The 23,666-nt window shown below is 68.2% G+C and carries 24 protein-coding genes; 18 read left to right on the plus strand and 6 right to left on the minus strand.

All coding sequences use genetic code 11. The annotated features are described in order from the left end of the window. The first annotated feature begins 134 nt into the window (after positions 1–134). Positions 135–2,567, plus strand: coding sequence for an ATP-dependent helicase HrpB (gene hrpB / locus B3Z70_RS09835; protein WP_292021381.1), 2,433 nt, complete (start codon positions 135–137; stop codon positions 2,565–2,567). 59 nt (positions 2,568–2,626) lie between these two features. Further along, positions 2,627–3,904, plus strand: coding sequence for an MFS transporter (locus B3Z70_RS09840; protein WP_292021379.1), 1,278 nt, complete (start codon positions 2,627–2,629; stop codon positions 3,902–3,904). On the opposite strand, the gene B3Z70_RS09845 is transcribed toward B3Z70_RS09840, so the two are convergent. The 3 genes from B3Z70_RS09845 to B3Z70_RS09855 are packed head-to-tail and all read right to left on the minus strand — an operon-like array spanning position 3,901 to position 7,040. Next, positions 3,901–4,710: a TrmH family RNA methyltransferase gene (locus B3Z70_RS09845; protein ID WP_292021377.1), complete on the minus strand. Its 810-nt coding sequence runs from the start codon at positions 4,708–4,710 to the stop codon at positions 3,901–3,903. The two genes, B3Z70_RS09840 and B3Z70_RS09845, sit on opposite strands and share 4 nt — an antisense overlap. Beyond that, a complete protein-coding gene (locus tag B3Z70_RS09850) occupies positions 4,707–5,618 on the minus strand; it encodes a class I SAM-dependent methyltransferase (protein ID WP_292021375.1) in 912 nt (303 codons plus the stop codon). The genes B3Z70_RS09845 and B3Z70_RS09850 overlap by 4 nt, the downstream gene beginning before the upstream one ends. Positions 5,619–5,636: 18 nt before the next feature. After that, positions 5,637–7,040 (minus strand): glycosyltransferase family 2 protein, encoded by a 1,404-nt coding sequence (locus tag B3Z70_RS09855; RefSeq protein ID WP_292045427.1) that lies wholly within the window; start codon positions 7,038–7,040, stop codon positions 5,637–5,639. A 117-nt stretch (positions 7,041–7,157) separates the two neighbouring features. Between B3Z70_RS09855 and B3Z70_RS09860 the strand changes: the two genes are divergently transcribed. Genes B3Z70_RS09860 through B3Z70_RS09875 form a run of 4 tightly spaced genes read left to right on the plus strand, consistent with a single transcriptional unit; the run spans position 7,158 to position 10,328 of the window. Then, positions 7,158–7,787, plus strand: a complete 630-nt coding sequence (locus tag B3Z70_RS09860; protein WP_292021371.1) for a TetR/AcrR family transcriptional regulator — start codon at positions 7,158–7,160, stop codon at positions 7,785–7,787. Further along, positions 7,784–8,590 carry an ABC transporter substrate-binding protein gene (locus B3Z70_RS09865; protein WP_292021368.1) on the plus strand — a complete coding sequence of 269 codons (807 nt, stop codon included), beginning with the start codon at positions 7,784–7,786 and terminating at the stop codon, positions 8,588–8,590. Before B3Z70_RS09860 ends, B3Z70_RS09865 begins: the two co-directional genes overlap by 4 nt. Further along, complete coding sequence (locus B3Z70_RS09870; RefSeq protein WP_292021366.1) at positions 8,587–9,576, plus strand: FecCD family ABC transporter permease; 990 nt, start codon at positions 8,587–8,589, stop codon at positions 9,574–9,576. The genes B3Z70_RS09865 and B3Z70_RS09870 overlap by 4 nt, the downstream gene beginning before the upstream one ends. Continuing rightward, on the plus strand, positions 9,573–10,328 hold the full coding sequence (locus B3Z70_RS09875; RefSeq protein ID WP_292021364.1) for an ABC transporter ATP-binding protein: 756 nt from the start codon (positions 9,573–9,575) through the stop codon (positions 10,326–10,328). Before B3Z70_RS09870 ends, B3Z70_RS09875 begins: the two co-directional genes overlap by 4 nt. Here B3Z70_RS09875 and B3Z70_RS09880 read toward each other — a convergent pair. Further along, entirely contained in the window at positions 10,322–12,382 is a 2,061-nt protein-coding gene (locus B3Z70_RS09880) for a lytic transglycosylase domain-containing protein (protein WP_292021362.1), read from the minus strand. The genes B3Z70_RS09875 and B3Z70_RS09880 overlap by 7 nt on opposite strands. A 125-nt stretch (positions 12,383–12,507) precedes the next feature. Here B3Z70_RS09880 and dapA point away from each other — a divergent pair, with 125 nt between their 5' ends. Together dapA and smpB are read left to right on the plus strand one after the other, a co-directional pair. Beyond that, on the plus strand, positions 12,508–13,392 hold the full coding sequence (gene dapA, locus B3Z70_RS09885; RefSeq protein ID WP_292021361.1) for a 4-hydroxy-tetrahydrodipicolinate synthase: 885 nt from the start codon (positions 12,508–12,510) through the stop codon (positions 13,390–13,392). Then, positions 13,392–13,865, plus strand: a complete 474-nt coding sequence (gene smpB / locus B3Z70_RS09890; RefSeq protein WP_292021359.1) for an SsrA-binding protein SmpB — start codon at positions 13,392–13,394, stop codon at positions 13,863–13,865. Before dapA ends, smpB begins: the two co-directional genes overlap by 1 nt. A gap of 10 nt (positions 13,866–13,875) precedes the next feature. Here the strand turns inward: smpB and B3Z70_RS09895 are convergent, their stop codons facing one another. Beyond that, positions 13,876–14,514 carry a uracil-DNA glycosylase gene (locus tag B3Z70_RS09895; protein WP_292021356.1) on the minus strand — a complete coding sequence of 213 codons (639 nt, stop codon included), beginning with the start codon at positions 14,512–14,514 and terminating at the stop codon, positions 13,876–13,878. Then, positions 14,511–15,047 carry an NYN domain-containing protein gene (locus B3Z70_RS09900; RefSeq protein WP_292021354.1) on the minus strand — a complete coding sequence of 179 codons (537 nt, stop codon included), beginning with the start codon at positions 15,045–15,047 and terminating at the stop codon, positions 14,511–14,513. The genes B3Z70_RS09895 and B3Z70_RS09900 overlap by 4 nt, the downstream gene beginning before the upstream one ends. Between B3Z70_RS09900 and folK the strand changes: the two genes are divergently transcribed. The 10 genes from folK to era all read left to right on the plus strand — a co-directional run bounded on the left by folK (position 15,046) and on the right by era (position 23,664). Then, positions 15,046–15,627 carry a 2-amino-4-hydroxy-6-hydroxymethyldihydropteridine diphosphokinase gene (folK, locus tag B3Z70_RS09905; RefSeq protein ID WP_292045429.1) on the plus strand — a complete coding sequence of 194 codons (582 nt, stop codon included), beginning with the start codon at positions 15,046–15,048 and terminating at the stop codon, positions 15,625–15,627. The genes B3Z70_RS09900 and folK overlap by 2 nt on opposite strands. A 101-nt stretch (positions 15,628–15,728) precedes the next feature. Beyond that, positions 15,729–16,088, plus strand: a complete 360-nt coding sequence (gene rpoZ / locus B3Z70_RS09910; protein ID WP_054765722.1) for a DNA-directed RNA polymerase subunit omega — start codon at positions 15,729–15,731, stop codon at positions 16,086–16,088. A gap of 224 nt (positions 16,089–16,312) precedes the next feature. Next, complete coding sequence (locus B3Z70_RS09915; RefSeq protein WP_409410554.1) at positions 16,313–18,382, plus strand: RelA/SpoT family protein; 2,070 nt, start codon at positions 16,313–16,315, stop codon at positions 18,380–18,382. Beyond that, the gene (locus tag B3Z70_RS09920) at positions 18,379–19,146 is read left to right on the plus strand and encodes a TIGR00730 family Rossman fold protein (protein ID WP_292021349.1); all 768 of its coding nucleotides are present in this window, start codon (positions 18,379–18,381) and stop codon (positions 19,144–19,146) included. The genes B3Z70_RS09915 and B3Z70_RS09920 overlap by 4 nt, the downstream gene beginning before the upstream one ends. Before the next feature lie 50 nt (positions 19,147–19,196). After that, positions 19,197–19,781, plus strand: a complete 585-nt coding sequence (gene pyrE / locus B3Z70_RS09925) for an orotate phosphoribosyltransferase (protein WP_292021347.1) — start codon at positions 19,197–19,199, stop codon at positions 19,779–19,781. Between the two features lie 144 nt (positions 19,782–19,925). Next, the gene (locus B3Z70_RS09930) at positions 19,926–20,663 is read left to right on the plus strand and encodes a pyridoxine 5'-phosphate synthase (RefSeq protein WP_292021346.1); all 738 of its coding nucleotides are present in this window, start codon (positions 19,926–19,928) and stop codon (positions 20,661–20,663) included. Then, positions 20,660–21,061 carry a holo-ACP synthase gene (acpS, locus tag B3Z70_RS09935; protein WP_292021345.1) on the plus strand — a complete coding sequence of 134 codons (402 nt, stop codon included), beginning with the start codon at positions 20,660–20,662 and terminating at the stop codon, positions 21,059–21,061. Before B3Z70_RS09930 ends, acpS begins: the two co-directional genes overlap by 4 nt. 55 nt (positions 21,062–21,116) lie before the next feature. After that, on the plus strand, positions 21,117–22,010 hold the full coding sequence (lepB, locus tag B3Z70_RS09940) for a signal peptidase I (protein ID WP_292021343.1): 894 nt from the start codon (positions 21,117–21,119) through the stop codon (positions 22,008–22,010). Next, positions 22,010–22,720: a ribonuclease III gene (gene rnc, locus B3Z70_RS09945; RefSeq protein ID WP_292021341.1), complete on the plus strand. Its 711-nt coding sequence runs from the start codon at positions 22,010–22,012 to the stop codon at positions 22,718–22,720. Before lepB ends, rnc begins: the two co-directional genes overlap by 1 nt. After that, positions 22,717–23,664, plus strand: coding sequence for a GTPase Era (gene era, locus B3Z70_RS09950; RefSeq protein ID WP_292021340.1), 948 nt, complete (start codon positions 22,717–22,719; stop codon positions 23,662–23,664). Before rnc ends, era begins: the two co-directional genes overlap by 4 nt. The last annotated feature ends 2 nt before the right edge of the window (positions 23,665–23,666 follow it).

Here is a 23,666-nt window from a genome sequence, read left to right on the forward strand (position 1 = left end):
CATTATAAGCCAGCCCCTCGGCTGGGTTTGGGCGGACGCTAGCGGCGGATGGGACGGCGCGCAACGCGCATGACGGCGCAGTAAAGGCCGGACGACGCTTTCGTGATCGCCCCAGGGTCGGCTACAGGCCGGATATGTTGCCGATCCACGCCGTTCTGGACCCGCTGAAGGCCGCCTTGGGCGCCGGAAACACGGCCGTGCTGGCCGCGCCGCCCGGCGCGGGCAAGACGACGGTCGTGCCGCTCGCCTTGCTGGATCAGCCGTGGCTGGGCGACGGCAAGATCCTGGTGCTGGAGCCGCGACGGCTGGCGGCGCGGGCGGCGGCGGATCGGATGGCGGCGACGCTGGGCCAACAGGCCGGGGGGACGGTCGGTTATCGCACAAGGCTGCAAAGCCGTATCGGGGCGACGACCCGGATCGAGGTCATCACCGAGGGCGTGTTCACGCGCATGATCCTGGACGATCCGGGTCTGGAGGGCGTGGGCGCGGTCCTGTTCGACGAGTTTCACGAACGCAGTCTGGACGCCGACCTGGGCCTGGCGTTGGCGCGCGAGACCCAGGGGCTGTTGCGCGACGATCTGCGGCTGCTGGTCATGTCGGCGACGCTGGATGTCGTCGGCGTCTCGCGTCTGCTGGACGGCGCGCCGGTGATCGAGGCCGAGGGGCGGGTGTTTCCGGTCGAGACCCGATACCTGGGCCGCAATCCGGCCGAGCGGTTCGAAGACGCGGTGACGCGGGCCTGCCTGACGGCCTTGGGCGAGGAGAGCGGGTCGATCCTGGTCTTCATGCCGGGGCAGGGTGAGATTCACCGCGTCGCGCGTCTGGTCAGGGAACGGCTGCGGCTGGCCGATGTGGACGTTACGCCGCTTTACGGCGGCCTGGACCGCGCCGAACAGGACCGCGCCATCGAACCGGCGGCGCAGGGACGGCGCAAACTGGTGCTGGCCACCTCGGTCGCGGAGACCAGCCTGACCATCGAGGGCGTGCGGGTGGTGATCGACGGCGGCCTGTCGCGCGTGCCGCGTTTCGAACCGTCCAGCGGCCTGACGCGACTGGCGACGGTCAAGGTCAGCCGGTCCTCGGCCGAACAGCGGCGCGGGCGGGCGGGGCGCACGGCGCCGGGCGTCTGCTACCGCCTGTGGGACGAGGAGCAGACGCGGGGGTTGGTCGCGCACCAGCGGCCCGAAATCCAGGAGGCGGACCTGACCGGCCTGGCGCTGGATCTGGCGCGATGGGGCGCGCGGTCGGTCGAGGGGCTGGCGCTGCTGGACCCGCCACCCGCCGGCGCAATGGCCGAAGCGCGCAATGTGCTGACCCGCCTGGGCGCGCTGCGGGCCGATGGCGGATTGTCGGCACATGGGATGCGGCTGACGAAAATCCCGCTGCCGCCGCGTCTGGCCCATATGGTCGCTGTCGCCTCGGATCGGGGCGACGCCCTGGCCGGCGCTCGGATCGCGGCGGTGTTGAGCGAGCCGGGGCTGGGCGGATCGGGCGTCGATCTGTCGGACCGTCTGGTCGGCCTGACGCGGGATCAGTCGCCGCGCGCGCGCGATGCGCTGAAGCTGGCGGATCGCTGGGCCAGGGCGGCGGGCGGCGGGTCGGGCGAGACGGTCCATCCGGGACTGTTGCTGGCCGAGGCTTTTCCCGAACGGATCGCGAAGGCGCGGGGCAGGTCCGGCGAGTTCCTGCTGGCCAGCGGACGCGGCGCCATGCTGGAGGCGTCGGATCATCTGGCGCGCGCGCCTTGGCTGGCGGTCGCCGAACTGGGTGGCGGCGATGTGCGCGATCGGGTGCGGCTGGCGGCGGCGTTGGATTCGGAGGCGGTGGAAACCGAGCTGGCGCGTCTTATCACCACCGAGGACCGGATGGCGCGCGAACCGTCCGGTCGGGCGGTGATCCGGCGGTCGCGAAGGATCCGCGCCATCGTTCTGGACGAGAAGGTGGTCGGCGCGCCGGACGCAAAAATGCTGAACGCCGCCCTGCGCGCCGAGGTGGAGGCCGAGGGGCTGGGCGCGCTGCGTTGGGGCGAACAGGCGGAAGGCCTCAGGGCGCGGCTGGCCTTTCTGCACGACCAGGACGTCGCCTGGCCGGATGTATCGGACGCAGCCCTGCTGGCGGCGCGCGAAGACTGGCTGTGGCCGTTGCTGGAGGGTGCGAAGGCTTTGGACGCCATCGGCGACGCGCGACTGGCGGAAGCGCTGCGCGGGCTGATCCCATGGGACCTGCAGCGTCGGCTGGACGAACTGGCGCCGGCGCGGTTGGTGACGCCGCTGGGATCGGCTGCCATCGATTATTCGGCCGAGGGCGGGCCGCGCGTGGACATTCGCGTGCAGGAACTGTTCGGGGTGACGACCCACCCGACCGTGGCGAACGGCGTGCCCCTGACCCTGGCGCTGCTGTCGCCCGCGCGCCGGCCGGTGCAGGTGACAAAGGACCTGCCGCGCTTCTGGTCGGGGTCGTGGGCGGCGGTGCGAGCCGAGATGCGGGGCCGCTATCCGCGCCACCCCTGGCCCGAGAACCCGGCCGAGGCGCAGCCGACAAACCGGGTGAAGCCGCGCGGGACCTGATCGGCTTGACGGCAGGGCCGCCTTGCGGGCATCGCAGCAGGTTGCTGGGAGCCGAAACCATGTCCGAAGTCCTGCCCAAGAACTCCACCGGCCGCGTGCTGTTCGCCAGCCTGATCGGCACGACGATCGAATTCTTCGACTTCTACATCTACGCCACGGCGGCGGTGCTGGTGTTTCCGATCCTGTTCTTCCCGGGCGACGATCCGGGCACGGCGCTGCTGTCGTCGTTCGCCACCTTCTCCATAGCCTTCTTCGCACGGCCTATCGGCGCCCTGGCGTTCGGCCATTTCGGCGACCGGGTGGGGCGCAAGGCGACGCTGGTGGCGGCCCTGATGACCATGGGGCTGTCGACCGTGGCCATCGGTCTATTGCCGACGCACCAGCAGGTCGGCCTGCTGGCGCCCCTGCTGCTGGCGGTTTGCCGCTTCGGACAGGGGCTGGGCCTGGGCGGCGAGTGGGGCGGGGCGGTCCTGCTGGCGACCGAGAATGCGCCGCCCGGCAAGAAGGCCTGGTTCGGCATGTTCCCCCAACTGGGCGCCCCCATCGGCTTCATCCTGTCCACTACCGCCTTTATCGCCCTGACCTCGACCCTGAGCGAAGCCGCATTCGAGAGCTGGGGCTGGCGCATCCCCTTCCTGGCCAGCGCCGTCCTGGTGTTCGTCGGCCTGTGGGTGCGGCTGAAGATCACCGAGACGCCCGAGTTCCAGAAGGCCGTAGACCGCGACGAGCGGGTCAAGGCGCCGGCCGTGACCCTGTTTTCGCATCACAAGGCCGCACTGGTGCTGGGCACCTTCAGCGGCGTGACGACCTTCACCCTGTTCTATCTGATGACGGTCTTCGCCCTGGGGTGGGCGACGACGGGGATGGGGCTGGCGCGGGCCGACGTGCTGCCGATCCAGTTGATCGGCGTGCTGTTCTTCGCCGCCTTCATTCCGGTGACGGCCCTGCTGGCGGATCGGTACGGGCAGGTGAGGGTGCTGATCGCGTCGTCCATCGGGATCGGCCTGTTCGGTTTTCTGTTCGCCACCCTGTTCGGGGGCGGGCTGACCGGGCTGCTGATCTTCTTCGCCCTGGGGTTCGCCCTGATGGGCTGCACCTATGGCCCCATCGGCGCGGCCATGGCCCGACCGTTCCCGACGGCGGTGCGCTATACCGGGGCGTCGATGGCCTTCAATCTGGCGGGCATTCTGGGCGCGTCGCTGGCGCCCTATATCGCGCTGAAACTGGCCGAGCGGTTCGGGCCGGCGGCGGTCGGCGGTTATCTGGCCGTGTCCGCCCTGATCACCATCGTCGCCCTGTGGGGCATGGGTCGGGTGGCGCCGGAAGAGAAGCGCTAGGCTTCGTCGGTGGCGGCATAGACCATTATGCCGGTGGCGATGGCTAGGTTCAGACTGTCGGCCCGGCCGCGCATCGGGATCTTGACGTTGACGTCGCAGGCGGCGGCCAGTTGGTCGGTCAGGCCGGCCTGTTCGTTGCCCATCAGGATCAACGACGGCTTCTGCATCACCGCCGAGCGATGGCTGACCGTGGCGTCCAAACGGGTGCCGACGACACTGCCGGGCCAAGTCTTGCGCCACGCCAGGAAGGCGTCGGGCGTGGTCTTGGTGATCGAGACAGCGAAGACCGAACCCATGGTCGCGCGCACGGCCTCGACCGAATAGGGATCGACGCAGTCGCCGATCAGGATGACGCCGCCGCAGCCCGCCGCGTCCGCCGTGCGGATGATGGTGCCCAGATTGCCGGGATCGCGCACCTGCTCCAGCGCGACCCAGCAGGGCGCCGAGGCGGGGTCCAGGCTGTCCAACGGCGCATAGGCCTGTTCGAACACGCCCAGCACCGTCTGGGGATTGTCGCGTCGGCTGATCTTTTCCAGGATGGCGTGGGTGACGATGATGATGTCGCCGCCCGCCTTGCGCGTTTCCGCCTTGGCGCGGTCCAGCAGCGGATGAGGGCGGGCGTCTTCGCCGACCAGCAGCATTCTAGGCGCGCGGCCCTGATCCAGCGCCTCGCCGATGAACTTCAGACCCTCGGCCAGGAAGGTCCCGGTCAGGTCGCGTTCCTTGCGCATATGCAGGGCGCGGACGGCCTTGATGGTGTCGTTCGTCAGCGAGGTGATGACGCGGTATTCGTCCCGCGCGCTCATCGCGACCACCGCGCGAAGAAGGACAGGCCAATGGCGCGGGCGTCCTGGCCATCTTCGGACAGGGCCAGTTCGCCCCAGTCGATGCGCCCGCCGCGATCATGGGTCGCCTCGGCCATCAGGTGCGCCAGCGACAGACCGGATACGCGCGCCGCATAGGCGTTCAGCAGCAGGAAGTCGGCGTCGTCGGCCAACAGGGCGGCGCAGTCCTTCAGCAGACCCGGCATGTCCTCGAACAGCCGCCAGACCTCGCCGGTCGGTCCACGACCGTATTTTGGCGGGTCCAGAATGATGCCGTCGTATTTGGAGCCGCGACGAACCTCGCGCGCCACATATTTGCGGGCGTCCTCGACGATCCAGCGGATCGGATGCTGAGCCAAGCCCGACTGTTCGGCGTTCTCGCGGGCGTAGGCGACGGACTTCTTGGAGGCGTCGACGTGGGTGACCTCGGCGCCGGCCGCAGCCGCGGCCAGACTGGCCACCCCGGTGTAGCCGAACAGGTTAAGCAGCTTGGGGGCACGGCCGGCTGATTGCGAGAAATCCCGCACCCGCTTGTCCAGCCATTCCCAGTTTGCGGCCTGTTCAGGGAAGAAGGCCAGGTGGCGGAAGGGGGTGAAGCGGCCCGTGAACTTCACGTCGCGCCATTTCAGCGGGAAGGCGTCGACGGGGCCGTGCTTGTCGAACTTCCAGCGGCCGGAATCCTCTTCCTCCTGCTGCGGATCGAACAGGGCGGTCGCGGCGTCGAAGGCGGCGGGATCACGCGGGGACCAGAAACACTGCGGCTCGGGCCGGACGACCGTATAACGGCCGTAGCGTTCCAGCTTCTTGCCGTCGCCGCTGTCCAGCAGGGCATAGTCGGACCAGCCGCGGGTCACGAGAGTTTCGGGTGTCTTGGAAAGAACGGGCGCCATCGTCGGGCTGATAGGCGTTCAGGCGGCCTCGCGTCCAGCGTCGTCGGCGATTACGACCAGTTCCAGCGGCTGAACCTCGCTGTCGTGCGGGGTCTTGTCCCAGACGTGCGGCTCGATGATCAGCCGCCAGGCGGCGTGAACGAAGGCCAGGCTGAGCAGCGACCAATAGGCGGGCGCCGCCAACATGTCGCCGAGGCGATAGTCCAGCCCCGCGCGCCGCGCGCCGACCGCGCATCCCATCCAGGCGGCGATCACCCCGGCCCCCAGGACGGCGATGGAGGCCAAAGGCGTCGCCGGCGCGATCCCGGCGTGCAATCCGACCAACACGGCAGAGGCCAGCCAAGCCAGGGTGGGCGCATGGGCCCCCGCCGCCAGGATGGCCGCCCCCAGGGTCATGACCAGCGACAGCAGGCCGCGCCGCCCCAGCCGGCGCGGACGTCGGGTATGGACGCCCCAGGTCTGCATATAGCCCTTCAGCCAGCGCGTACGCTGGGGCAGCCAACGGTCCAGGCCGCCGGGCGGCGTCTCCCAGGTCGGGCAGTCGATGACGTCCAGCGTCCAGCCCAGCGACCACAGGCGAAAGCCCAGGTCGGCGTCCTCGGTGACATTGTGTGCGTCCCAGCCGCCCGCCGCGCGCAGCGCCGTCATGCGGATGTGGTTGCTGGTGCCGCCCAGCGGAAAGGGCAGGCCAAGGCGCGCCATGCCTGGCAAGGTCACCTCGAACAGAGCCGCGTATTCGAAGGCGAACTGGCGGTCCAGAAAGGCCGATCCCGCTCGGCCCGAGGGCCTGATCCGCAACGGCGCCTGCAGGCAGCCCAGCCGGGGTTGGGCGACAAAACGTGCAGCGGCGCGGCGCAGTTGCTGCGGATGGGGGCGATCTTCCGCATCATAGATGGTGACAAGGTCGCCGCGCGCCTGGGCCAGCGCGTGGTTCAGCGCGCGCGGCTTGGTCAATGGATGGCCCGGCGGCACAATGCAGGTCTTCAGCCACGCCGGCTTGGGCGCCGCCTCGACCGCCGCCAGGGTCGCGGCGTCGTGGGCCTCCAGCACGATGAAGGCCTCCAGCCGATGAGCCGGATAGTCGATGCGCGCCAGATTTGCGATCAGGTCCGGTGCCACCGCCGCCTCGTCGTGCAGGGCGACCAGTATGGTGTAGCGGGGCCATTCGATGGGCACGGGCGCCGGGCTGGGGCGGCGCAGGCTGGCGATGGCGATGACCGTCTTCCATACGGCGGACAGGACGAAGGCCGCCTGGACGATCAACAGTCCGGCCATGAAGGCCGTCTCCGGCCAGCGGATCGCCGCGAAGGCGTAGCTGCCGATGAATACCGTCGCCGCCAGCACCTGAAATCCGCTGGGCGCACGCCGCCATGCACCGCTGCTGCGCGGCGTGATGCCCGGATGTGTCCAGTCCTTCGCCACCTCGCCCCCGCGCCGCGTTCAACCTGTAATCGCTATGGCAACCAACCGCGTTCGGCAAGCCGGTTGGCGCCTTGGACGGATTGTCGCTATTCAGGACGCCCGATCTGGAGCAACCGTTTGTCCGACGCCTCGACATCCTCGCGCACGACCCGAAAGCCGAAGGGCGAGGGCCATTCGCGGCGCGGCGAAATCCTGGCGGCGGCCGAACGGATTTTCGTCGAGCACGGCTATGAGGGCGCCACCATCCGCAAGATCGCGGACGAGGTCGGCCTGTCTTCGACGGCCCTCTATATGCATTTCCCCGACAAGGGCGCGATCCTGCAGGAAATCTGCCGCGACGCCTTCGCCCGCCTGATCGCCGCCAATGCTGCGGTCGCCGACGAGGATTGGCCGCCAATCCAAAGGTTGCGTCGCATGATCGACGGCTATGTCGCGTTCGGCTTCGCCCATCCCAACGCCTATCGCCTGATCTATCTGACGCGGCCGGTGGAGGCGCGCGAGGGTGCGCAGGACATGGCGCGCGAACTGGGCGCCGGTCTGTTCACGACGCTGCAGGCGACCGTGGCCGACGCGGTGACGGCGGGCGAGCTGAAGGGCGATCCGAGCGTTCTGGCCCAGGCCATATGGGCGACGGCGCATGGGGTGGTGTCGTTGATGATCACCAAGCCCTATTTTCCGTGGGCGGATCGTCAGCTGCTTGTGGATACGATGTTGGACGCCGTGTTCGCCGGTTTGCCTCGACCATGAGGCGGACCTGGGGGGCGCTGGCGGGCCTGATCCTGATCGGCGCTGCGGGCGTCACCGAGGCCCAGCCATTGCGCATCATGGCTCTTGATCAGTGTGCAGATCAATATGTGCTGGCGCTCTCGCCGGATTCGCAGCTGGCGCTGTCGCCCCGCGCCGACGATCCCGACGCCTGGCTGCGGCGCGAGGCCGCCGGGCGGTTGCGTTTACGGCCGACGCTGGAGGCGGCTGTCGGGTTTCGGCCCGATGTCGTGGTGCGCTATTGGGGCGGCGAGCCTCGGCTGTTGACAGCGCTTGAGCAGCGCGGGGTCAAGGTGATCACCATCGAGGACGCCGTGGATCTGGAGGGCGTTCGGCGCAACATTCGCACGGTGGCCGGTGGGCTGGGCCAGGTCGAGCGCGGGCGCAGGCTGGAACAGCGGATGGACGCCAAACTGGCGCGGGCCGCGCCCGCGCGACGTGCGACCCAGGCGCCGGGCGCGGTCTATCTGACCTCGGGCGGATTTACGTCGGGGCCCGGCACCTTGATGGAAGCCATGATGCGGGCGGCGGGTTTCCGCAATCTGACGACGGCGCCCGGATTCGGCGCGATCAGCGTGGAAAGGATCGCCATGAACCCGCCGGTCCGGTTCATCCTGGGCTTCTTCGATCAGTTGCGGGCCGACCTGCGCGGGCCGGGCCGGCATCCGGTGGTTCGTCGGGCGGCCGAGGGACGGACGGCGGCGCGATTGCCGGCCGCGACCCTGACCTGCCCGGCCTGGTTCGCGGCGGATGCGGTGGCGCTGATGGCCGAGGGTCGGCCATGAGCGGAACGGTGCGACTGTGCCTGATCCTGGGCTTGCTGATCGTGGCGGCCCTGGCGCTGGCGATCCTGATGGGTGAAACGCAGTTTACGGGCGCGCTGTATGGCGCCGCCTTTGGCGATCCGGCGTCTGGACCGGCGGAAGTCCTGTGGCAGGTGCGCGCGCCGCGCGCGGTCTGCGCCTTGGTCGTCGGCGCGGCTCTAGGGCTGGCGGGGGCGGTGATGCAGGGGCTGTTGCGCAATCCGCTGGCCGATCCGGGTGTGCTGGGCGTGTCGGCGACGGCGGCGCTGGGGGCGGCGTTAGCCATCGTTCTGGGCGCGGCGGCCGTGCCCGGCCTGATCGAGATGTCAGCTTTGGCGGGGGCTGCGCTGGCGGGCGGCCTTCTGATCGTCGCGTCCAGAGCGATGCGGGCGCCCGAGGCGTTGATCCTGTTCGGCGTGGCCGTGTCCAGTTTCGCCGGCGCGGCCACCGCCCTGATCTTCAACCTGTCGCCGTCGCCCATCGCGCAGGCTGAGGTCATGTCATGGTTGTTGGGATCGGTGCAGAACCGAAGCTGGATCGACGTGGCCTGGGTGACGCCGGCGGTGATCGTCGCGGGCGTGTTCGCCATCCTGTCTGGCGACGGCCTGAGAATGCTGACCCTGGGCGACGAAGGCGCGGCGGCGTCCGGCCTGAGTATGGGGCGGCTGCGGGCGTTCGCCCTGATTGCGGCGGCGGTGGCGACCGGGGCGGCGGTCGCGGCGGCAGGCGTCATCGGCTTCGTGGGTCTGGCGGCGCCCCATCTGGTGCGGGCGTTGGTGCGGGGGGATGCGAAGCGGATACTGGCGCCGTCGGCGCTGGCCGGCGGGCTGATGCTGATCGTTGCGGATCTGCTGGCGCGGCTGACGCCGACGGATCAGGAGCTGAAGCTGGGCGTGTTCACGGCCCTGATCGGTGCGCCGCTGTTCGCCTTGATCGCCTGGCGCGCGGCGCGGGAGTGGCGGCTGTGAGCCTGCTGTCGCTGGAGCGTGTTCGGGCGCTGCTGGGCCAGGCCGTCGTGCTGGATGGGATCGATCTGTCGGTTTCGGCCGGGGAGGTCGTCGCCCTGTGCGGGCCGAATGGGGCGGGCAAGAGCAGCGCCATTCGCGCGGCTGTGGGCCTGCTGGCGACCACCGGCGGTCAGGTCAGGCTGGGCGGAACGCCGATCGCGGACCTGTCCCACCGTCAGCGCGCGGAACGGGCGGCCTATCTGCCACAGGAACGACGCATCGCCTGGAACCTGCCGGCCGTCGAGGTGGCGGCCCTTGGCGCGCCCTTCCTTTCGGGCGCGGAGGCGTTGGCGCGGGCCGGCGCTGCGCTGAATGAGGTGGGCGCCGGTCATCTGGCGGATCGCGGCGTGGCGGAAATGTCGGGCGGGGAGCGGGCGCGCGTCCTGCTGGCGCGGGCGCTGGTGGTCGATGCGCCGCTGCTGCTGGCCGACGAACCCATCGCCGGTCTGGACCCGGACGCCCAGCGGCTTGTGCTGGAGCGGTTGAGGGCGCGGGCCGACAGGGGGGCGGGGGTGCTGGTCAGCCTGCACGACCTCACCCTGGCCGCGACCGTCGCCGACCGCGTGGTGGTGATGGACCGGGGCCAAATGGTCGCCGACGCTCCGCCGATGCAGGCGCTGGCGCCCGACGTCCTGCGTCGGACGTTCGGGCTGGACGGCGGCTGGGTCGAAGGGCCGAACGGACCGCTGCTGGCGGCCCGCCGCGCTCAGTAGCCCGCGTAGGGCCTGGGGCCTGCGGCCGCGCCGCGCGATATGTCGGCCGAGGGCGTCAGTGGGGCGGTGCCGCCGTTCAGGCGCGCCTTGTAGACCGCCATGTTTTCCATCACCCGCATCATATAGTTGCGCGTCTCGGTGAAGGGGGCGCATTCGATGAAGTCGATGGTCTTGATCGCATCGCCGCGCGGGTCGCCGCAGCGCGCGATCCACTGGCTGGGACGCGCCGGGCCGGCATTGTAGCCCACCGTCGCCAGCAGCATGGAGCCGTTGTTGGCGGCCATCAGCTCGCCCAGGTGATAGCTGCCCAGGGTCATGTTGTAGTCGGGGTCCCACAGCTGTTCGGCCGAATAGCTCATGCCGAGGCGACGAGCGACGCCCGAGGCGGTGGACGGCAGGAACTGCATCATGCCGCGCGCGTCGGCGCCGGAACGGGCGCGCGGATCGAAGCTGGATTCCTGGCGGGTGATGGCCTGGGTGAATTCCAGCGGGGCCGCGCCGGCGACTTGGGGCGGGATGCGCACCGGATACATACGCTCGGGCATGACGAAGCCGCGCTGGCTGGCGGCGCGTCCCACCATCATGGCGGTGAAGCCCTCGCCATAGCCGCGCGACAGGTCCATCAGCAGGGCCAGATCGTTGATTGTCGGCAGGTCGTTGTCCAACTGATAGGCGAAGACGCGCAGCAAGCTCATCTCGCCCGTCTCGCCCAGAATGCGGGTGGCGCGCACGATCTCATTGCCTTCGAAACGCGCGATATCGGCCTGGGACGGGACGGGTTCGCCCGGCAACTGGAGCGTGGTCATGCCCGCCTTCTCGGCCGCCAGTTGACCATAGAAGGTCTGCCAGTGCTGGGCGCCGTTGCGATAGTAGCCCAGCGCCGCGTCGCGTTCGCCGCGGGCCTCGGCCGCCCGCCCCAGCCAGTAGTAGGCACGGCCCTGGGTGATGGGCGTGGACGATGCAGTGCGCAGCGCCTCGAAATGGCGGGCGGCGACCTCGGGCTGGTTCAGCTTGGTCAGGGCGACCCAACCGGCGAAGAACTCGGCGTCCACCATCCGGTCGCCCGAGGTGAAGCCGTGGCCGTTCATGGCGTCATAGGCGGCGCGCCAGTTGCCTTGCTGCAGGGCGTCCAAGAAATAGTTGCGACGCTCGCTCCACAGGATGTTGTCGCCGGTCGTATGGGCCGGGGCGGGCGGCAGGTTGGCCAGCAGGGCGAAACCCTCCGACTGGCGATTCTGCGACCGCAGCAGGCGGACGCGCTCCAGCACCACGGCCGGATCGGCCGCCTGGGCGGGCGTCAGATTGGCGATGACAGCGTCAGGGCTGTAGGCCGAGCGCAGGGTCATGACCGTGTTGGCGATAGCGGCGCGCTCGGGCGACACCAGATTGACCATGCTGCGCGTCGCCGGGCCGTGCGGGCCCAGCAACAGCATGTTCAGCCGCGCCTCGTGATCCGCCGGCGTCAGCCACGCGCCCCAACGGGCCAGGATCCGCGATTGCGGCGCGTCGTCGAACGACCGCGTGCGCCACCAGTCGCGCACCAGATCGCGGGCCTGATCCTGGCGGCCGCGTTGCTCCAGCGCCGAGGCGTAGGCGATGGCGCCCTCGACCGTCGTCGGCTTGCCGTCCGACATCAGCGACAGGGCCGCGTCGGCGCCCAGGCCGGACCGGTCCAGAACCTTTTCGGCGGCTGCACGACGTGATTCGCCGCGCGGCCAGTTGGCCAGGTCGCTCTGGCCCCGCGCGAGGTCGGCGTAGGCCAGTTGCTCGCCCGAGGTGTCGATCAGCGCCCATTCGACCAGCTTGCGCGCCGAGGCGTCGCGGATCTGGGACATGGCGGATTGGGCGCCGAACACGTCGCGCGCGCGGGCGGCCGCCAGCCCCTGGCGAAACAGCGCCGTGTCCTGATCGTTCAGCACGCGGCCCTGATAGGTGGCGGAATAGCCGGGCACGGACGAGGAAGCCGACGCATAGGGCACAGGCTGGGTGGGCAGGACGTCCTGCGGGTTCGGCGCAAGGACGGCGAGGGCCGCCGCCAGACTGGTCGCGATCATGATCTGTCCTGTTCCCATTCAATCCCGGTTGCGGCGGAGCCGCTGGCGACCTAACGTCCCGCGCTCATTGCAAAGGCGATGAACATCCGTCCATCGTCGCTCCCCACGCAGGCCAGCTTAGTCTCATGAACGCCCCCTTGTTCAAGGGCGTGATCACCGCCCTGATCACACCACTTCGTGACGGAAACGTGGACGAAGCCGCATTCGCCAAACTGCTCGAGCGTCAGATCGCCGCAGGGGTTCACGGCGTCGTCCCGATGGGCACGACGGGCGAGGGCGCCAGCATGGATCTGGACGAGCACAAGCACGTCATCGAGCTGTGCGTGCGTCTGGTCGCCGGCCGGGTCAGCGTCATCGCCGGAACGGGGTCGCCCTACACCAAGGAAGCCATCGACCTGACCCGTCACGCTAAGACGGTGGGCGCAGACGGCGCTTTGATCGTGACACCCTATTATATTCGCCCATCCCAGGCGGGCATGGCGGCTCATTTCGAAGCGGTCGCCGACGCGGTGCAACTGCCGATCCTGCTTTACAACGTGCCGGGGCGGACGGGGGCCGATCTGGCAAATGAGACCGTCGCGCGCCTGGCGGCCCATCCGAACATCGTCGGCATCAAGGACGCCACCGGCGACATGAGCCGCGTCAGTTGGATGCGCGCCAACATCGCGGACCAGTTCGATCTGATCTCGGGCGATGATCCCAGCTATCTGGGCTATCACGCTCACGGCGGCGTGGGGCTGATCTCGGTGGCGTCGAACGTCGCGCCCGAGGCCATGGTCGCGCTTCACAACGCCATGACGGCCGGCGACTACGGCACGGCGCGGGAATGGCAGGGCCGGTTGATCGGCCTGTGCAAGGCGCTGTTCCTGGACAATTCGCCAGCGCCGACCAAATACGCCCTGGCCAAGTTGGGCCTGTGCAACGAGGAGGCGCGCCTGCCGCTGTCGCCGACGTCGGACGCGGTCAAGCCGATCATCGACCGCGCCATGGCGGATGCGGGCGTCGGCTGATGGCGCCTCAACCGCAATCCAAATCCAAGCTGATCGCCGAGAACCGACGCGCGCGCTTCGACTATTTCCTGGAGGACAATATCGAGGCCGGGATCCAGCTGCTGGGCACCGAGATCAAGGCGCTGCGTGACGGCCGGGCCAATATCGCCGAAAGCTATGCGGCGGTGGAGGGGCGCGAGATCGTGCTGATCAACGCCGACATTCCCCCTTACAAACAGGCGTATCGGTTCAACCACGAGCCACGCCGGCCACGTAAGCTGCTGCTGCACAGAAAGCAGATCGACCGGCTGATCGGGGCGGTTCAGCGCGACGGCCAGACGATCATTCCGCTGAGGCTGTATCTGAACGACGCCGGCAAGGCCAAGCTGGAGATCGCCTTGGCCAAGGGCAAGAAGCTGCACGACAAGCGCGAAGCCTCGGCCGAGCGCGACTGGCAGCGCGACAAGGCCCGGCTGATGCGCGACAAGGGCTGATCCGCGGAGGTCAGCTTTCGATCAAGGTGCGGACGCGCGCGAAGATGTCCTCGAACATCTCGGGCGTCAGCCGGCCGGTGTTCGTGTTCAGCCGCGAGCAGTGATAGCTGTTCAGGATGATGTAGCCGCCCGCTTCGCCCTGTGCTCCGTGGCCCGTCGGCATGGCCGACGCGGGTCGTCCGAAGGCCTTCAGGATGTTGCGGCGCGACACGTCGCCCAGGGTCACGATCACCTTCAGATTGGGCAGCAGCTTAAGCCGGTCGATCAGGAAGGGTCGGCAGGTCGTCTCCTCGATCGGCAGGGGCTTGTTGCCGGGCGGCGCGCAGCGCACGGCGTTGGTGATCATGCAATCCGTCAGCGTCAGGTCGTCGTGCCCGTTCGGGTCGTAATGGCCATGTGCGAATCCGGCCTTCTTCAGCGTGTCGTACAGCAGCCAGCCGGCATGGTCCCCGGTGAAGGGCCGGCCTGTGCGGTTGGCGCCCATGCGGCCCGGCGCCAGGCCGGCGATCAGCAGCCGCGCATTCGGATCGCCGAACGAGGCGGCCGGACCGTTCCACCAGTCGGGGTTCTGGCGCGCGTTCTCCCGGCGGTATTCGACCAGGCGCGGGCACAGGGGGCAGTCGCGGGGCGGTTCGGGCGTCAGGCTCATTGCGCGGCCTTCGGGCGGCCGAACTCTGCCATCAGATCGTTCAGGTCCAGGAAGGCGTCGGCCTGGCGACGCAGTTCGTCGGCGATGTGCGGCGGCTGGGTCTTCTGGGTCGAGATGACCGTGACCCGCACGCCCTTGGCCTGGATCGCCTGAACCACGCGGCGGAAATCGCCGTCGCCGGAAAACAGGACGGCATGATCGATGTGTGGGGCCAGCTCCATCATGTCCACCGCGATCTCGATGTCCATATTGCCCTTGATCCGGCTGTGGCCCGCGCCGTCGGTGAAGCGTTTGACCGGCTTGGTCACGACCGAAAAGCCGTTGTAGTCCAGCCAATCGACCAGCGGCTTCACCGGCGAGAACTCTTCGCCCTCGACTATGGCCGTGTAATAATAGGCGCGGGTCACGACCGATTTCTCGCGGAACCAGTCCAGCATCCGCCGGAAGTCCATGTCGTGTTGAAGCGCGCGAGCGGCGGAATAGAGGTTGGACCCGTCGATGAAGATCGCCAGGCGGTCGGTGGAATGAAACATGGTCGAAGCCGACAAAAGGAATGAAGAAAATGGCGCCCCGGCGAACGCCCGCGTCGATGTGGGAATGGACGAGACGCTGAACCTGGACCAGGCAGTCATCGTTGCGCTGGGCTGCAATGACAAGGGGGTATGGGCCTCTTGCCGCGAGGCGCTGGAGGCGGCGCTGGCGCGGTTCCGCAGCGAGGGGATCGATGTCGTCGCGTGTTCCTGCTGGTGGTCGTCGCTGGCCTGGCCCGACCCGTCCGATCCGCCGTTCCTGAACGGGGTCGCGATTGTGCGCACAGACCACGACCCGCACGCCCTGATGACGACCCTGGGCCGGATCGAGGACGCCTTCGGCCGCCGGCGTTCGGTCCGCAACGCCCCGCGCACGCTGGATCTGGACCTGATCGCCTATGGCCGGCTGAGCGGCGATCTGAACGGGCTGATCCTGCCGCATCCTCGCGCCGCAGAACGACGGTTCGTGATGGGGCCGCTATCTGAAATCGCGCCCCAATGGGTGCATCCGACTGTTGGAAGAAAAGCCCTTGATCTGGCCGCCACGGCTTCGGTCGGATCGGGCGCGCGCCCCACGACATGAGCCGGGCAGGGCGGCTGCGCCGCACTTTCGCCCCTGTGGCGTTGCAAAAAGCAGTCTCCATCTGTATTTGACGCGGTTCTCCCCCGCGTTCGAGGAATTTCATGGCCCGCGTCACCGTCGAAGACTGCATCGAGAAGGTTCCGAACCGCTTTGGCCTGGTGCTGATGGCTGGCCACCGCGCCCGCAGCATCGCCAACGGCGCCGCCCTGACCATCGACCGCGACAACGACAAGAACCCGGTCGTCGCCCTGCGCGAGATTGCTGACGACACCGTGGCGCCGGACGAACTGCGCGAGACCATCATCACCACGCTGCAGCGCGTCGATGAGCGTACGGAAGCCGAGGACGAGGCGGAAACGGTCGCCCTGCTGGCCGAACCGCAGCACATGAACATGGCCGAGGCCGAGCTGATCCGCGCGCTGCAAAGCGACCGCGACGGCGGCCAGGAGGAGCGGTACTGACGCCCGAGGGAGCCCCTGGCGTCACTATCCTGCCGGCGCGGACCGACGCGGTTCCGCCGGCGCCCCAAGCTGCAAACAAAAACGAACCCCAGACGGCGCCCGCCGATTCGGCGCCGCAGCCGAAACGCGCGCCCATTCTGCGCCAGTTCGAGCTGATCGAGGCCGTCAAGGCCTATGACCCCACCGCTGACGAAGCGCTGCTGAACCGCGCCTATGTCTATGCGATGAAGATGCACGGCTCGCAGCTGCGGGCCTCGGGCGATCCCTATTTCGCCCACCCGATCCAGGTCGCGGGCATACTGACCGACTACAAGCTCGACACCGCCACCATCGTCACCGCCCTGCTGCATGACGTGGTGGAGGACACCTCCGCGACGCGCGACGACATCGCGGGCATGTTCGGCGAGGAGGTCGCGGTCCTGGTCGAGGGCGTGACCAAGCTGTCGCGGCTGGAGCTTCAGGCCGAGCACACGCGCCAGGCCGAGAACCTGCGCAAATTCATCCTGGCCATCAGTCGGGACGTGCGGGTGCTGTTGGTCAAGCTGGCCGACCGTCTGCACAATATGCGCACGCTCCAGTACGTGAAGCCCGAGAAGCGCGAGCGGATCAGCCGCGAGACGCTAGAAGTCTATGCGCCGCTGGGCCGGTCCATCGGCATCCACTCGATCGCGTCCGAGCTGGAAGAACTGGCCTTCACCCATCTGAACCCGACCGCCAAGACCGCTATCGAACGGCGGCTGGAGGCGTTGAAGCTGGAGCATGGCCGCGCCATCGAGGGCGTGGCGGGCGAGGTCGAACGGGTGTTGTCCGAGGCCGGGCTGAAGGCCAATGTCTATGGCCGGCAGAAGACCCCCTATTCGATCTGGCGCAAGCTGCAGAGGAAGTCGGTCGGCTTTTCGTCACTGTCCGACATCTACGGCTTTCGCGTCATCGTGGAGGCCGAGGACGACTGCTACCGCGCGCTGGGCGTCATCCACCGCGAATGGCCGATGGTGCCGGAACGGTTCAAGGACTTCATCTCCACGCCGAAGTCGAACAACTATCGCTCGCTGCACACCACGGTCGTCGGCCCGCGCGGCCTGCGGATCGAGATGCAGATTCGCACCGAGGAGATGGACCGCGTCGCCGAGGATGGGGTCGCCGCCCACTGGCGCTACAAGAACCAGTCCTATGGTTTCGACCGCGAGGCGATGGAGCAGGGCGGCGGTCGCGATCCGCTGCAGAACCTGCGCCACCTGGTTCAGGTGATCGAGCACGGCGAGGGCGGCGAGGACTGGGTCGAGCACGCCAAGCTGGAAATGTATCTGGACCAGGTGTTCGTCTTCACGCCGAAAGGGCAGCTTGTCACCCTGCCGCGCGGGGGGATGCCGCTGGACTTCGCCTACGCCGTCCACACCGAGGTCGGGGACACCGCCGTCGGGGTCAAGGTCAACGGCGAGCTGAAGCCGATGCGCACCCCGCTGCAGAATGGCGACGTGGTCGAGATCATTCGCGGCTCCAAGCGCGAAGTGCCCGCCGACTGGCGCAGCCTGACCGTCACCGGCCGCGCCCGGTCCGCCATCCGTCGCCACATCCGCACGTCGGAGCGCGAGGAGTTCATCAAGCTGGGTCGGGTCGCCCTGGATCAGACCCTGGGGCGGATCGACAAGTCACTGGCCGACGTGTCGCTGAAGCCGGTGCTGGAAACCCTCGCCACGGCCAGCGAGGACGATCTGTTCGAGGGTCTGGGGCGCGGGCGTCTGTCGCCGACCGCGACAGCCGAAATCCTGTTCCCCGCGCTGAAGGGACGGCTGAAGGCCGGGCCGGAGAAACAGCGGATCGAGGGCGACAAGGCGCGTCTGTTCGTGCGCGGCGGCGGTCTGACGCCCGGGGTGTCGGTCCATTTCGGCCAATGCTGCACCCCGGTGCCGGGCGACCGGATTGTGGGTATTCTGGAGCCGGAAGCCGGGCTGACGGTGCATACCATCGACTGCCAGACCCTGGCGGCCTTCGCCGACGACGATTCGGTCTGGCACGATCTGCAGTGGACGCCTCAGGCCGAGACGGATGCTGTGGCCGCCGCCCGCATTCGCGCCACCATCCGCAACGCGCCGGGCGTGCTGGGCCAGGTGACCACCCTGATCGGGGAGGCCGGCGGCAACATCATCAATCTGTCGATGGCGCATCGCCAGCAGGACTTCTTCGACGTGGACGTGGATGTCGAGGTCGAGGACGCCAAACACGCGACCATGATCATGGCCGCCCTGCGCGCCAATCCGTCCGTCGATTCCGTGGAACGCGCGCGGGGCGAATGACCGAGACGACCAAGCCGAACGCCGCCCAGATGGCGTCGCCGTCCTATCGCATGGCGGCGATGGATCAGGATTTCCTGATGGGTGATTCCATGCGCGGCGTCCGTTTCCTGATGGAATACGCCAAGGCCGAAGAGGCGCTGAGGGCCTGGGGCGTGCGCTCCACCATCGTCGTCTTCGGCAGCGCCCGCATCCGCGAGGGCCATCGTTGGTACGAACAGGCGCGGACCTTTGGTCGGCTGGCGTCCGAACGGGGCGGCGCGTTTCGGGGATCGGTCGGCGAACCGCGCGACAACGTCATCGCCACCGGCGGCGGGCCGGGCATTATGGAGGCGGCCAATCGCGGGGCGCTCGACGCCGGCGCGCCCTCCGTCGGCTTCAACATCACCCTGCCGCATGAGCAGGAGCCGAACGCCTATTCCACGCCCGAACTGACTTTCCTTTTCCACTATTTCGCAATGCGGAAGATGCATCTGGCCATGCGCGCCAATGCTCTGGTGGTGTTTCCGGGGGGCTTCGGCACCTTCGACGAGATGTTCGAGATCCTGACCCTGCGCCAGACGGGCAAGGCGCCGCCGGTTCCCGTCGTTCTGGTGGACAGGGCCTATTGGACCTCCGTCATCGGTTTCGACGCCCTGGTCGAGCATGGGATGATTGCGGCCTCGGATCTGGACCTGATCGGTTTCGCGGAGGATGCGGAGGATGCGGAGGGCGTCTGGGCCGAACTTCTGGCGCGCGGTCTCAGGCCGAACGAAAACATCGACTGAAGCGCAGCCGGAGGGTTCATCCGGGCGCGATCCGGGTCTAGAACGGCGTCATGAACACCCAAGACGTCCTCAACGAGTTCCGCGACGCCGGCGCCCTGCGCGAAGGCCATTTCGTTTTGTCTTCCGGTCTGCACAGCCCGGTCTTCCTGCAGAAGAACCTGGTCTTCATGGACGGCGCGCGCTGCGAGCGGCTGTGCAAGGCCCTGGCCGAGAAGGTCGTGGCCACAGTCGGTCCGGTGGATGTCGCCATTTCGCCCGCCGTGGGCGGCATCATTCCCGGCTATGAGACGGCCAAACACCTGAAGGTCCGGTCGATGTATGTCGAGCGCGAAGGCGGCGCCTTCAAGCTTCGTCGCGGCTTCTCGGTCGAGCCGGGCGAGAAGGTCGTCATGGTCGAGGACATCGTCACGACCGGCCTGTCGTCTCGCGAATGCATCGCGGCCATCCAGGCGGCGGGGGGCGAGGTGATCGCGGCGGCCTGTATCGTGGATCGGTCGGGCGGAAAGGCGGATGTCGGCGTGCCGCTGATCGCCCTGGCCTCGCTCGACGTGCCGGCCTATCCGGCCGACGCCCTGCCGCCAGAACTGGCCGCGCTGCCGGTGGAAGATCCCGGCAGCCGGCGTTTGTCGAAGTGAATTCCTCTTTCCGCTCATCCCGGCGCAAGCCGGGACCCAGCACTTTGGGCGATGGGCGGAACCTAGAGGCGCAGGCCGTCGGCCAGCGCATGGTGGTGCAAAAGAACTGGGTCCCGGTTTCCGCCGGGATGAGCGGGAGTTGAGATGACCCAGCGCGTTCGCCTCGGTATCAACATCGACCACGTCGCCACCGTGCGAAACGCGCGCGGCGGCATTCATCCCGATCCTGCCCGCGCGGCCGAGGCGGCGCTGGCGGCCGGCGCCGACGGCATCACCGCCCATCTGCGCGAAGATCGTCGCCATATCACCGACGCCGACATCGACGTGCTGAGCGCTCTATGCGCCCGCGCGGGCAAGCCGCTGAACTTCGAGATGGCGGTGACGGAGGAGATGATGGCCATTGCCCTGCGCCACCGGCCGTACGCCGCCTGTCTGGTGCCCGAACGCCGCGAGGAGGTGACGACAGAGGGCGGACTGGCGGTCGCCGGTCATGAGGCCCGCATCGCCCCCGTCGTGAAGACGCTGGCCGAGGCCGACATCCGGGTCTCGCTGTTCATCGAACCGGCCGAGGCCCAGGTCGAGGCCGCCGCCGCCGTCGGCGCCCAGGTGGTCGAGTTTCACACCGGCCGCTACTGTCATCTGACCGATCCCGGCGAACGCGAGGTCGAGTTCGAACGTCTGGCAGCCGCGGCCGCCCAGGCCGACATCCTGGGGCTGGAGGTTCATGCGGGGCATGGACTGGATTACGACACGGCGCCGCGAATGCTGGCCATCCCGGAAATCCGCGAACTGAACATCGGCCATTTCCTGATCGGGGAATCGATCTTCATCGGCCTGGACGCCGCCATCCGCCGGATGCGCGCGGCGATGGACGCGGCATGATCATCGGGGTCGGCGCCGATCTTTCGGACATCCGCCGCATCCAGACCTCGCTGGATCGGTTCGGAGATCGCTTCAAGAACCGCTGCTTCACCGAGTTGGAACGCACGCGCTCTGACCGCAAACCGGACCCGGCCTGGAGCTACGCCAAGCGGTTCGCCGCCAAGGAGGCCTGCGCCAAGGCCTTGGGCACGGGGATGCGGGCCGATGTCTATTGGAAAGACATGGGGGTGGTGAACCTGCGCTCCGGCCAGCCGACGATGGCGCTGACCGGACACGCGGTCGAGCATCTGGCGCGTCTGACGCCGCCCGGACACGAGGCGAAAATCCACCTGACGCTGAGCGACGAACATCCCTATGCGCTGGCCTTCGTGGTCATCGAAGCCTTGCCGCAGTCGTAATCAGGTTATAGGCGTGCGCGATGACCGCGCGGACGCGGCGAGGATGCCTGATCGCATGAGCGAAGACCAAAAGCCCGACGACGCTGAGCGCGACGCCATCCCCGAGGAACGTTTTGCGGCGTCGGAAGCCGACGCTCCGGTCAAGTCGGTTCAGGAACCGACGACGGCGAACCAGAAGGTCTATGCCAACACGCCCGGCGAGCGCGGCAAGAAGGCGTCGGCGGCCAGCGAGACCGGCGAAATTTTCAAGACCATCGTCTTCGCCCTGCTGATCGCCATGGTGCTGCGGATATTCCTGTTCCAGCCCTTCACCATTCCGTCGGCCTCGATGGAGCCGAACCTGTACGAAGGCGACTATATCGTCGTGTCGAAATGGTCGTACGGCTTCTCGAAACACTCCATCCCGTTCAGCCCGCCGCTGTTCGACGGTCGGATCATGGGTTCGCCGCCCAAGCGCGGCGACATCGTCGTGTTCAAACTGCCGCGCGACAACAAGACCGACTTCATCAAGCGCGTGATCGGCCTGCCCGGCGACCGCATCCAGATGATCGCCAACAAGCTGTATATCAACGACAAGCCCGTGCAGGACGTGGTCGTCAGCCGCACCGAGATCGAGGACATCTTCGGTCCGCGCCCGGTCACCGAGGTCCGCGAGACCCTGCCCGAGGGCAAGAGCTTCATGACCCAGGACTTCGGCCCCGGAAACGATCTGGACGACACGCCCGTCTATGAGGTGCCGGCCGGCCATTACTTCATGATGGGCGACAACCGCGACAACTCGATCGACAGCCGCGTCGAACAGTCCAGCGGCGTGGGCATGGTCCCGGCCGAGAACCTGGTCGGCAAGGCGCAGATCATTCTGTTCTCGTGGAAGCCCGGCTCCTCGCTGTGGAACCCGGTCAGCTGGTTCAACGTGCGTCTGGACCGGTTCTTCAACGTCCTTCACTGATGGCCAATCTGCGGGCCGAGGCGGTCGTCGCGCTTGAGCGCCGGATCGGCCATGCGTTCACGGACAAGGCGCTGCTGGAGCGCGCCCTGACCCACGCCAGCGTGGGCGAGGGGGCGCCGGCGGGCGTGCATGGCCCGCGCGACAACGAGCGGCTGGAGTTCCTGGGCGACCGGGTGCTGGGACTGCTGGTGGCCGATCGGCTGTCCAGCGACTTCCCCACCGCCGACGAAGGCCAGCTGTCGTCCAGCCTGCACGCCCTGGTCGACAAGAACGCCTGCGCCCGCGTGGGCGAGGCCCTGGGCGTCGGCCCGGCGCTCAGGCTGTCGCCGGGCGAGACCAAGACCGGCGGGCGTCGCAAGGCGGGCGTCATCGCCGATGCGGTGGAAGCCCTGCTGGCGGCGGTCTATCTGGACGGCGGCCTGGACGCGGCGCGCGCCTTCTTCGAGCACGCCTGGGCCGATGAACTGTCGGCGCCGCCGTCGCGCACCGTAACCAATCCCAAGTCGGCCCTGCAGGAGTGGGCGCAAGGGCAGGGACGACCGCTTCCAACCTATCGCGTCGCCGATCGGACGGGTTCGGATCATGCACCGACATTCACCGTCGAAGTTTCGGTGCAGGACGTGCAGCCCTTGACCGCGCAAGGGCGATCGCGTCAGGAGGCGGAGAAGGCGGCCGCAACGGCTCTCCTCAAACGTGAAGGCGTCATTTGACCGATATCGAAAACCAGCGCGCGGGCTTCGCCGCCATCATCGGCGCGCCGAACGCCGGCAAGTCCACGCTGGTCAACCGGCTGACCGGGTCCAAGGTCTCCATCGTCACCCAGAAGGTGCAGACGACCCGCTTCCCCGTGCGCGGCATCGCCATGGAGGGCGACGCCCAGATCGTTCTGGTGGACACGCCTGGCATCTTCACGCCGCGCCGTCGCCTGGACCGGGCCATGGTGGCCTCGGCCTGGGGAGGGGCGGAAGACGCCGATGTGGTGGTTCACCTGATCGACGCCCAGTCGCACATCGATTCCGAAGGGCGGGAGGGCACGGCGGCCGACCGGCGCTCGGCCGAGGACACCGAGACCATCATCGCCAATCTCCAGGCCACCAAGACCAAGGTCATCCTGGCGCTGAACAAGATCGACGGGATGCGTCGCGACACCTTGTTGGCCCTGTCGCAGAAGCTGTTCGAGAGCGGCGTCTATGAAGAGGTCTATATGATCTCGGCCGCCAACGGCGACGGCGTCGAAGACCTGAAGCAGCGTCTGGCGCGCTCGATGCCCAAGGGGCCCTGGCTCTATCCCGAGGATCAGGCGGCGGACGTTCCGGTGCGGGTGCTGGCGGCCGAGATCACGCGCGAGAAGGTCTATCTGCGCGTCCATGAGGAGCTGCCCTATTCGGCGGCGGTGGAGACGACCAGTTTCGAGGACCGCGCCGACGGCTCGGCCCGCATCGAACAGACCATCTATGTCGAGCGCGAGAGCCAGCGGCCCATCGTCCTGGGCAAGGGCGGCCAGACGCTGAAATGGATCGGCCAGAAGGCGCGCGAGGAGCTGAACGAGATCCTGGGTCGCCAGGTCCATCTGTTCCTGACCGTCAAGGTCGATCCGAAATGGCAGGACAGCCGCGCCCTATACGCCCAGTTCGGTTTGGATTTCGACGTCTGAGT

Origin of the sequence: Brevundimonas sp. UBA6550 (assembly GCF_002434505.1) — a bacterium.
Lineage (GTDB): Bacteria > Pseudomonadota > Alphaproteobacteria > Caulobacterales > Caulobacteraceae > Brevundimonas.